Here is a 9,721-nt window from a genome sequence, read left to right as displayed (position 1 = left end):
CCGACGAATGGGTCGAAGGACGCCGCTACCTCGGCCTCGAGATGCTCGCGAAGTCCAGGCTCACTCTCGTCGCCGACACCGGAATCGAGGTGAACACCGACACCCTCCTCGAACTCAGCGCCTAAGCATCAAACGAAGAAGGATCACCGACCGCTACACCACGCCCCGGGGCTTGACCGTCATCACCTGCTGCAGGGGGAAGTTCCATGGGGTGATGGCGCCCACCACACCGACCGGCTCACGGACGAGAAGAGCGTTCCCAACGTTCTCGGTCCATGCGATCTCAGGCTCCAGGTCCGCCGTGGCCGCGGTCACGAGCACCGGGAAGCCTGCTTGACCCATCCGAGAGAATGAGATCGGGACCCCGATCTCGGCGGTCACTGCCTGCGCGATGTCCTCGATACGCGAGGTGAGTTCTTCAGAGAGACGACGCAGGGCGGAGGCGCGCTCGGCGGGCTCGGTCGCGGCCCATCCGGGAAGCGCAGCTCTAGCCGCAGAAACAGCGTGTGCGACGTCCTGACCTGTTCCGGACGGAACTGAGGCCACGAGCGAGCCATCGACGGGGCTGATGACGTCGGTCGTCCCACCCTCCCCGGGAACAACTGCTCCACCGATCCAGTGCCCCGCCACAGTGAGATGTTCATGCGTATATGTCATGACTCAGACTCTCGAGCCTCGCGCCCCGAACAACCATGCTCGGTTAATCCTCGGACCTCAGCGCTGACCGGTATCCGAGGATGATCTGTCCCTGGATACTGCCGACGCTCTCGGTCGATCATCGGGAGGGGGCAATGCTGGTCCGCCCCTGTACCGACCATCGGCCGATGCCTCGCAGGTAGCGGTGCTGTCGGAGCGTCGAGACCGAGCCCCCGGGGATTGAGCAAGAGGAGAATTGAGCGGTGGATCGCAACCAGCTGGCCGAATTCCTCCGGGCACGGCGGAACGCTCTTCAACCGAGTGATGTGGGGCTGGCCCCCGGTTCGCGACGCCGAACGGCTGGGTTGCGCCGGGAAGAGGTCGCTTCTCTGAGCGGAATCTCGGTCGACTACTACAGCCGCATCGAGCAGCGTCGTGGTCCGATGCCTTCTGAGCAGGTCCTCGCGGCTATCGCGCGCGGACTCCATCTCACGATGGATGAACGTGACCACTTGTTCCACTTAGCGGGACACGCGGCGTCACGTCGCATCGACAGGAACGACCACATCAATCCGGGGCTCATGCGCGTCTTAGACCGCCTTGACGACACGCCTGCACAGGTCGTCAACACGCTCGGTGAGACCCTGATCCAGACGCGCCTGGCGGTCGCGCTCCTCGGAGACGAAACCGCGTACGTCGGGATGGAAAGGAGTCGCGCCTACCGATGGTTCACGCGGGAGTCAGAGCGTGTTGCGACACCCCCCGAAGACCACACCAGGCATTCACGTACTTTGGTGGCCGGTCTTGCCGACACTGCCGCGCAGCGCGGGCGCCATTCTCGAGCGGCTGTGCTCATTTCTTCGCTGAAAGAACAGAGCGAGGAGTTCCGGGAGATCTGGGATGAGCATCCGGTCGTTGGACCGTATTGCGAACCCAAGCGTCACATTCATCCCGAAGTGGGATTGATCGAGCTCCATGGTCAGACTCTTCTGGATCCCGACCAGTCACAAGCGCTCATGATCTTCACCGCCTCGCCAGGCACCGAAAGTCAGGAGAAGCTCCAACTTCTCTCAGTGATCGGTGCGCAGAGCATCTGACGACGATGTCCAGAACCCGGGATCGTCCGGGGTCCATTCTGGTACGACGGTCCGTCGTCAGGGTGCGGGCTTGACGTGGTCGCTGCTGCGCAGCCACTCGTCGAACGTGATGACACCGTGAACGGCATCATGACCGCCACGCAATAGCCCCGATGCGAGTCCCGCACCGTATGCGCCGGGGAATCGAATGTCGAGAACCCTGCGTCTGACACCATCGAAACGCAGTTGGCAACGAGCGAGGTGGGCCAGCTCCTCGTCGTGGGGTCCGACCAGATCGCGGGCCCGGCCGGCGGGCCCGGTCTCGGCGACCCCCACGAGGTGCGCACCGATCTCACGGCACGCGACGGGTCGCATAAGCATCCTGGGCATGATCGCGACCGGCCCCTTCATGCTCGCGAGGAGCTGACCGGTGAACTCATGGAATTGGGATACTCGCGCGATCGTGTACGGCACGGGCCCCTCGCGCACGACTCGTTCCTGGGCCAGTTTGCCCGCGTAGTACGACGCGTCGATGTCATCGATGCCGACGATCGAAACCGCGACATGATGCCCGACTTTCGCCTGTACGCCGGCGTGCACGAGGTTGCGGGTGGCGCCCTCAAAGAAGCGCCGCGCTCTGCGGGCTGACGTCGTGAACAGGTTGGTGACGTCGATGACGGTATCCACGCCGTCCAGTGCTTCGACCAACCCCGTGGCGGCGATGACGTCAACACCGCTTTCTCTTGTAAGAACGATCACGTCGTGGCCCGCAGACTTGGCCGCTTCGACAACGTGCCGACCGAGTGTGCCAGATCCTCCCGCAACCGCGATCTTCATCTCTGATCTCCGTTCCTTCTCGTCGAGGGTCGTCGGTCGCCCATCGCGATGCCCGATTGGTGGCACGGTGACTTTTGCGCTGCGGACGCAACGGTGATGACCGCGTCGACGAACGCGTGAGGCTGTTCGGCCGGGAGATTGTGGCCTGCGCGAGGGACCTGTCGATGTTCGCGGGGACCCGAGAACAGCTGTGCCTGCTGGGTGCCGTCTGTCGGCGGGAAGTTGCCGTCCGCGAGGCCATCGAGGGTGATGGTGGGCACGGAAATGGTCGGCTGGAGTGCGAGACGATTCTCGAGGTGCTCGAGGTGCTCGGCTCCCGGAGCGAGACCGAGGCGATGACGATAGGAGTGGATGACGACGTCGACGTAGTCAGGATTGTCGAATGCGCTGGCGACGCGGGCGAGCTCATCGATGCTGTGGTTCCACGCGGGTGAGTTCCGTTTCCAGATGACTTCGGCGATGTCCCGGCGGTTGTCCTCCAACCCGGCACGTCCGCGTTCGGTAGAGAAGTACCAGAAGTACCAGAAGCCGGCTTCGAGGTCGGCGCGGATGGGGGTGTTCGCGGCGGCAATGTTCTGGATCAGGTACCCGTTGACGGTGACGAGTCCGGAGATGCGATCGGGCCAGAGGGCGGCGACGACACAGGCGGCGCGGCCGCCCCAGTCGTATCCCGCGAGGGTCGGTGCTGGCAAGTCGAGGGCATCGATGAACGCGAGCAGGTCGGCGCCGAGTGCCGCCTGCTGTCCAGAGCGCGGCGTCGCGGGGTCGAGGAATCGGGTGGGGCCATGTCCGCGGAGATATGGCACGAGGACGCGGAAGCCGGCGTCGGCGAGGAGGGGGATCACGTCGACGTAGCTGTGCACGTCGTACGGGTATCCGTGCAGGAGGATGACAGGGTGGCCGTCGGGGTCTCCGGCATCGACGTACGCGACGGACAGCTCGCCGGCATCCACGCGGCGGGTCGGCAGCAGGTTCAAGGACATCGCGGTGCTCCGGGTAAGGCCCGGCGGCGCCTTGGGGGGCGAGGCGCCGCCGAGCGGTTCGGTCAAGCGTTGGCGTTCGCGATCTGGCTGGCGAGATACGCCCTGCCGGCCTCGGCGATGGCCGCGACGATCGCTCCCGGCTGGGAGACCGGGGTGGCGTGGGACGCTCCTGCGATCTCGGTGGTGCCGCGGGAGGACGCGCGCTCCGCGCCGGCGCGGAGGACGGCGACCGGGATGTTGCGGTCGAGGTCGCTGAACACGTGCCAGGACGGGATGTCCTGCCACGCCGGGCGTTCGGTCGTCAGGCTATCCGACAGTGCCGCTTGGGTGATGGGGCGCTGCGTAGCCGCCATCAGCGAGGTCTGGGTCTCGGGCACGTCGGCTGCGAACTGGCCGTGGAACAGCTCCGGGCGGATCACGAACTCGTTTCCACCGCTGGCGACGGGGTATGCGGTGAGTGCGTCGCCGAGCGTGCTGCCCGGTGCGCTGACCGAGAGGGTGGACGCGCTGTCTCCGGTCTCCGGGACGAAGGCGTTCACGTAGACGAGCGCGACGACCTGCGGGTTCTGCGCGGCGGCCTCGGTGATGATCATCCCGGCGTAGGAGTGCCCGACGAGGACGACAGGCCCGGTGATGGAGGCGATGACGTCACGGACGTAGGCGGCGTCGCCGGCGAGGCTGCGCAGCGGGTTGGCGACGGCGATCGCGGTGACGCCGTGCTCGTGGAGGTGGCCGATGACGCCGTTCCAGGAGGCGGACTCGGCGAACGCTCCGTGGACGAGGACGATGGTCGGTTTCTGATCGGTCATGATCGTTCCTTTTCTAGGGGTGGGGATTTCTGAGGAAGGGAGGTGTCAGCGCTGTGCGAACGCGGTCCGCAGAACCTGGATGGCCTGTGCGATCGCGGAACTGCTGGCCGCGGTCGGGCGGACGGGATTGAGCATCATGAAGTCGTGCAACGTGTTGTTGTAGCGGACGACGGTGGTGCGAACACCCGCTTCGACGAGCTTCCGGCCGTACGCCTCGCCCTCGTCGCGGAGCACGTCGTTCTCATCGACGACGAGGAACGCCTCGGGTAGCCCGGTGAGCTCCTCACGAGTGGCGCGCAGCGGGGACGCGGTCGATTCGCTGCGCCGCGTGTGGTCGGGCAGGTAGCTGTCCCAGAACCAAGCCATGGCCTTCGCGGTGAGGTGGGGACCGTCCGCGAACTCGCGATAGCTGTCGGTGTCCTGCGCCGCATCGGTAACCGGGTAGTACATCGACTGGTGGATGAACGCGACATCCCCCCGCTTCTTGGCGAGGATCGTGACTGCGGCAGTCATGTCACCGCCGACGGAGTCGCCTGCGATGGCCAGGCGGCCGACGTCAAGCCCTTCCTCGGCGCCGCTGTTCACGATCCACCTGGCCGTGGCGTATGCCTGCTCGATAGCGACGGGGTACTGGGCTTCGGGGGATCGGTCATATTCGACGAACACCACCGCGGTGCGCGCGCCGACGGCGAGCTCACGGACCAGCCGGTCGTGGGTGCCGGCGTTGCCGAGCACCCAGCCACCGCCATGGATGTACAGAAGCACCGGAAGGACCCCGTCAGCATCGACCGGCTTGACGATGCGCACGCGCACATCGCCGACCTCGGCGGGCACGGTGATCCACTTCTCGTTGATCTCCGGCTTGTCGACCGGTCCGGACTGGACGTCGTCGAGCAGCTTGCGTGCCGCGTCCACGCCGAGATCGGCGAGACGGGGCGGCTTGGCGGTCGCGTCGGCGAAGGCTTGAGCCTCGGGTTCGAGGACATGGTCGGTCATCAGTTCTTCCCTTCATCTGCGGCGGGCGGGTCCCGGTGTTGAAGTGGAGACCGGCGAATGCAGGAACCTGTGACGTCCACGAGGAGATTCACTCGTGGTGTCACATTCGACCCGGCTGCCCGGTCAAGATGATTAGGAGCATGGCGATGATGGTCGTGCGCGTCGGAGGGGTGAGGATCACGGACGATCAGATGTCTGGTGGATGGGTCAACCTCGACTGCGCTGCGGACGTGTTCGCGCAGGAGCGTCGACGACTTTTCGGTATCGCCTACCGCATGCTCGGAAGCGTCGCCGACGCGGAGGACATCCTGCAGGAAGCCTGGATTCGCTGGCAGCACACCGATCGGTCTGTCGTGAAAGATCCGAGGGCACTTCTGACGACGGTGGTCACCCGCCTGTGCATCAACGAGATGCAGTCGGCTCATGCCCGTCGGGAGACCTACATCGGTCCGTGGCTTCCAGAGCCGGTGAACACCGAGGATGATCCTCTGCTCGGTGCGGAGCGTGGTGAAGCCTTGGACATCGCGGTGCTGCTGCTGCTGGAGAAACTCAGCCCCACCGAGCGGGCGGCATACGTTCTCCGTGAAGCGCTCGACTATCCCTACGAGCGGATCGCGGTCATCGTGCGTTCCTCGGTGCCCGCGGCTCGGCAGCTGGTGAGCAGAGCACGCAAGCATCTCGCAGACAACAGGCGCAACGCGGTGCCTGCGGGAGAGCACCGCCGGCTGCTCGAAACGTTCCTCGTCGCGGCCCAGACCGGGGATGTCGCCGCGCTCGAGGACCTTTTCTCGTCCGATGTCGTCAGCTACACGGACGGCAACGGGGTGAAGCTCGCTGCGCGCATCCCCGTCATCGGCCGCACGCGAGTGGCGAAGTTCGTCGCGGCCTTCGCAAGCCACTTCTGGACCGGAAAGCGGATCGGCTGGGTCGAGGTGAATGGGCAGCCGGCAGTGACCCTGTCCGAGAATGGAGTCGTCACCACAGCGCTCTCGGTGACGACCGGCTCTGACGGCATCGTCCAGCTCCTCTGGGTGATGAGCCCTGACAAGCTGCGGCACCTTGCGTCGGCCGGAGCATGACCCCTCGGTCAGCATCGCGCTCCCTCGGTCATCTCTGCCCGCGAAGCGCACGCCGTCAGAATTCCCGTGTGGAATCGATCCGTCGAATGCTCGCAGAGGGTGATCCCGTTCGGCTCGCGAAGAAGCTGCGTCGCGGGGTCACGCTGCTCGTGGACAGCGGAGGACGGGGGGTCGCCCCGAGGATCCCCGTGCTGGGTCGCTCCGAGGTCTCAGACGTCCTGGTGAGCCTTATGGGGCCGGCAACCGGGTGGAGCTCGACGGTTGTGGACGTGAACGGCGCACCGGCGATGGTGTTCCGTGACGGAAGCCGGGTCGCTGCCGTACTCAATGTCCGCATGCAGTTCCGCCGAGTTGCCGGGCTTTGGGCGGTTCTCAACCCCGACAAGTTGCGGCACTGGAACACGCCCTGACGACGTCACAAACGGGACTGCCTTTCGGTCACTACTGACGAGGCGTCGACATCGGCGCCCCCGCAGACGAAAGGCAAGGACATGGCGAAGATCGTTGTGATCGGCGGTACCGGACTGATCGGGTCGAAGGTGGTCGCAAAGCTGACTGCACACGGCCACGAGGCCGTGGCGGCATCCCCCAACACCGGTGTGAACGCGTTGACGGGAGAAGGACTCGCCGACGTTCTGGTCGGCGCCGATGTCGTCGTCGACGTCTCGAACTCTCCCTCGTTCGAGGAGAACGACGTGCTGAAATTCTTCACCACGTCCACCCGCAACCTGCTCGCCGCGGAGGCGGAAGCCGGCGTCGGGCACCACGTCGCGCTCACGATCGTCGGCACCAACCGCCCGCAGAACATCCCCTACTTCCGGGCGAAGACGGCACAGGAGAAGCTGATCCGCGAGTCCGGGATGCCGTACTCCCTGGTGCACGCCACGCAGTTCTTCGAGTTCCTCGGCAGCATCGCGGACATCTCCGTCGGGCCCGACGGTGCCGTGCACCTGCCCGGCGCGCTCATTCAGCCGATCGCCGCCGAGGATGTGTCCACGGCCGTCGCACGGACTGCCGTGGGGGAACCCCTCAACGGCGACCGGGAGATCGCAGGACCCGAGCTGTTCGCGATGGACGAGTTCGTCCGCCGTGGCCTCGCATTCCGCGGCGACAGCCGCACCGTGGTGCAGGATCCCGACGCGCAGTACTACGGTGCTCACATCGAGGAGCGCACCCTGATCCCGGTCGATGGTGCGATCATCTTCGAGACCACCCTCGAGGAGTGGCTGCCCGCCAACCCGCCCCGCAGCTGATCTGTTGGGGCGACACATGCCCCAACAGATCACGGCCACTCCGACGTATCGCACGTCTGGGTGGCCGTGGCCGTTCTCAGATCCGTCACTGGATCGACGGCAAGCGCTCGCTCAACGTGCACACGAACCAGGCAAAGCAGAGGGAGCAACACCCATGGATCTGAATCTGAACGGCCGCACGGCCCTTGTATGTGCATCGACGGCTGGACTGGGTGAAGCGATCGCCCGGTCACTCGCAGCCGAAGGCGCGAATGTTGTGATCACCGGCCGCCGAGGCGAGCTGGCCGCATCCATCGCTGCGGAACTGCCGTCTGCGATCGGTGTCGGCGTCGATCTGCTGAGCGAAGACGGACCTGCGCAGGCGGTCAGGGCCGCTCTCGACGCATTCGGCAAGGTCGACATCCTGGTCCTGAACGGACCGGGCCCAAAGGCCGCATCCGCGCTGGACGTCACAACGGATGACATCGACAGCGCCATCGCGACGCTCGTCCGCCCCCAGCACAAGCTCGTATCGATGCTCATCGACGGCATGCGAGAGCGCGGCTGGGGAAGGATTCTTTACGTCGGAGCCACGACCGTCGTGGAGCCGCTTCCGGCCCTGGCGTTGGCGAACATCGGCCGCGATGCCCTCGCTGGCTACCTCAAGACTCTCGCGACTCAGGTCGCACCGGACGGGGTCACGGTGAACCTCCTGCTTCCCGGTCTGTTTCGAACCGAACGCCGCGATCAGATGGAGATCGCCAAGGCCCAGCGTTCCGGCAAGACGCCTGAGGAGATCCGGGAGGAAGAGGCCGCCGACATCCCTATGCGACGCTATGGTGATGCCTACGAATTCGGCGCAATCGGCGCATTCTTGTGCAGCGACCTCGCGTCGTATGTCACTGGCACGGCAATCCGGGCTGACGGAGGTTTCGTCCATAGCCTCTGATCAAGCCCTCGGCATGGCCCCCATCGCTCCAGCGATGGGGGCCATGTTCGTTTGCACTCACATCGAAAAGTCATCGGCGCCTCGCGCTCCGGCTCGCTATCCGGTCGTACGGAGTGGCAGGCAACAACAGCATGAAGCTGGCTCTGGTTCACCGCGTGCGGCTGTTGACGCTGTTGTGGTGCCAGCGTCGCCGGCGTTTGCGCTGGGCCCCTGAGCCGAGCGACCCTGCATCGGGCGCGTCGTTGACGGTGATGTCTGCGCGGCACGGCTCGCTCAGCTAGTTGCGACGGATCGATGTCAGCGACGGATCGACCGCCCAGGCGTGTCCCGCAGCGGTGACGTTCGGGGTCAGCGCCCAGTCCAGGACGAAGTCGGCGACGGTCGTCCAGTTCGGTGCAGCGATCAGCAGGTGTGGACCGTCGAACTCGATGTGCTCGGTGATGGCATCGGAGTTGTAGCGGCTCGCGTTCGCCTCGCCGACTTTCGGTGGGTAGAGGAGATCTCGCCTGCCAGAGACGAGCAGTAACGGAGCACGCGTGTCATTGCGGTAGTCGACATGAATGCCGTCGCGACCAACGCCGATGCTCGCCAGCGTGCTGTCCCACACCAGCCGACCCGACGCCGGGATGTGGTGGCGCTCGTAGAGCCCACGCGACTCCTGCTCCGTCATCGTATTCGTGAAGATCGTCGACCATTGCTGTGCGGTCAGCGACCCGGGACGGTGGCGGTCGGCGAGGCTTCGCAGCACGGGCAGGGATGGGGCGACCCCAGAGAACGGCGTCACGCCCAAGGGTTGGGGAGGTGCCGAGTTGATCGCGATTCCGGCCTGTCCGAGACCACGATCGAGAAGAATCTGAGCGAAGGCGCCGCCGGCCGCATGACCGATGATGATCGGCGGCTCCTCGAGCCCTCTGATCAGCTGCTCAAGGCTGGTGACGATGTCCCTGACATTGAGCCGCTCGATCGGCGCAGGATCGGCACGCAGCGCCTCGACGTCGGTACCGAGGCCCGGGTACGCAGGAGTGAGCACCCGGTAGCCCTTCGCCTCGTAATGCTCCTTCCACTGCTCCCAGATCAGCGGGGTGACCCAGAACCCATGGATCAGGACGATCGTGGGCACCGTT

11 protein-coding genes are annotated in these 9,721 nt (G+C 65.5%); 5 read left to right on the top strand and 6 right to left on the bottom strand.

Features of this window, described 5'->3' with window-relative positions; genetic code table 11:
• Nucleotides 1-153: 153 nt before the first annotated feature.
• Nucleotides 154-657: an aldehyde dehydrogenase family protein gene (locus AC0NZN_RS16675; protein WP_474593445.1), complete on the bottom strand. Its 504-nt coding sequence runs from the start codon at nt 655-657 to the stop codon at nt 154-156.
• Between the two features lie 242 nt (nt 658-899).
• Here AC0NZN_RS16675 and AC0NZN_RS16670 point away from each other — a divergent pair, with 242 nt between their 5' ends.
• Entirely contained in the window at nt 900-1,733 is an 834-nt protein-coding gene (locus AC0NZN_RS16670) for a helix-turn-helix transcriptional regulator (protein WP_474593444.1), read from the top strand.
• A gap of 57 nt (nt 1,734-1,790) precedes the next feature.
• Here AC0NZN_RS16670 and AC0NZN_RS16665 read toward each other — a convergent pair whose 3' ends face one another.
• From AC0NZN_RS16665 to AC0NZN_RS16650, 4 genes are all read right to left on the bottom strand, one after another.
• Nucleotides 1,791-2,549: an SDR family oxidoreductase gene (locus AC0NZN_RS16665; RefSeq protein ID WP_474593443.1), complete on the bottom strand. Its 759-nt coding sequence runs from the start codon at nt 2,547-2,549 to the stop codon at nt 1,791-1,793.
• Entirely contained in the window at nt 2,546-3,532 is a 987-nt protein-coding gene (locus AC0NZN_RS16660) for an alpha/beta fold hydrolase (protein WP_474593442.1), read from the bottom strand. Before AC0NZN_RS16660 ends, AC0NZN_RS16665 begins: the two co-directional genes overlap by 4 nt.
• A 62-nt stretch (nt 3,533-3,594) precedes the next feature.
• Nucleotides 3,595-4,341: an alpha/beta fold hydrolase gene (locus AC0NZN_RS16655; protein ID WP_474593441.1), complete on the bottom strand. Its 747-nt coding sequence runs from the start codon at nt 4,339-4,341 to the stop codon at nt 3,595-3,597.
• A 45-nt stretch (nt 4,342-4,386) separates the two neighbouring features.
• A complete protein-coding gene (locus tag AC0NZN_RS16650; protein WP_474593440.1) occupies nt 4,387-5,337 on the bottom strand; it encodes an alpha/beta hydrolase in 951 nt (316 codons plus the stop codon).
• 146 nt (nt 5,338-5,483) lie between these two features.
• On the opposite strand from AC0NZN_RS16650, the gene AC0NZN_RS16645 reads away from it, so the two are divergent.
• From AC0NZN_RS16645 to AC0NZN_RS16630, 4 genes are all read left to right on the top strand, one after another.
• Complete coding sequence (locus AC0NZN_RS16645) at nt 5,484-6,416, top strand: RNA polymerase sigma-70 factor (RefSeq protein WP_474593439.1); 933 nt, start codon at nt 5,484-5,486, stop codon at nt 6,414-6,416.
• Between the two features lie 68 nt (nt 6,417-6,484).
• Nucleotides 6,485-6,826, top strand: a complete 342-nt coding sequence (locus tag AC0NZN_RS16640) for a hypothetical protein (RefSeq protein ID WP_474593438.1) — start codon at nt 6,485-6,487, stop codon at nt 6,824-6,826.
• Between the two features lie 81 nt (nt 6,827-6,907).
• Nucleotides 6,908-7,669, top strand: a complete 762-nt coding sequence (locus tag AC0NZN_RS16635) for an SDR family oxidoreductase (protein ID WP_474593437.1) — start codon at nt 6,908-6,910, stop codon at nt 7,667-7,669.
• Between the two features lie 16 nt (nt 7,670-7,685).
• Entirely contained in the window at nt 7,686-8,597 is a 912-nt protein-coding gene (locus AC0NZN_RS16630; RefSeq protein ID WP_474593436.1) for an SDR family oxidoreductase, read from the top strand.
• A gap of 277 nt (nt 8,598-8,874) precedes the next feature.
• Here the strand turns inward: AC0NZN_RS16630 and AC0NZN_RS16625 are convergent, their stop codons facing one another.
• On the bottom strand, nt 8,875-9,717 hold the full coding sequence (locus AC0NZN_RS16625; RefSeq protein ID WP_474593435.1) for an alpha/beta hydrolase: 843 nt from the start codon (nt 9,715-9,717) through the stop codon (nt 8,875-8,877).
• Between the last annotated feature and the right edge of the window lie 4 nt (nt 9,718-9,721).

The organism is Microbacterium sp. sgz311019, assembly GCF_056135325.1.
The sequence above is the reverse complement of the archived record's forward strand: the minus strand, read 5'-3'. Positions and strand labels throughout refer to the sequence as shown.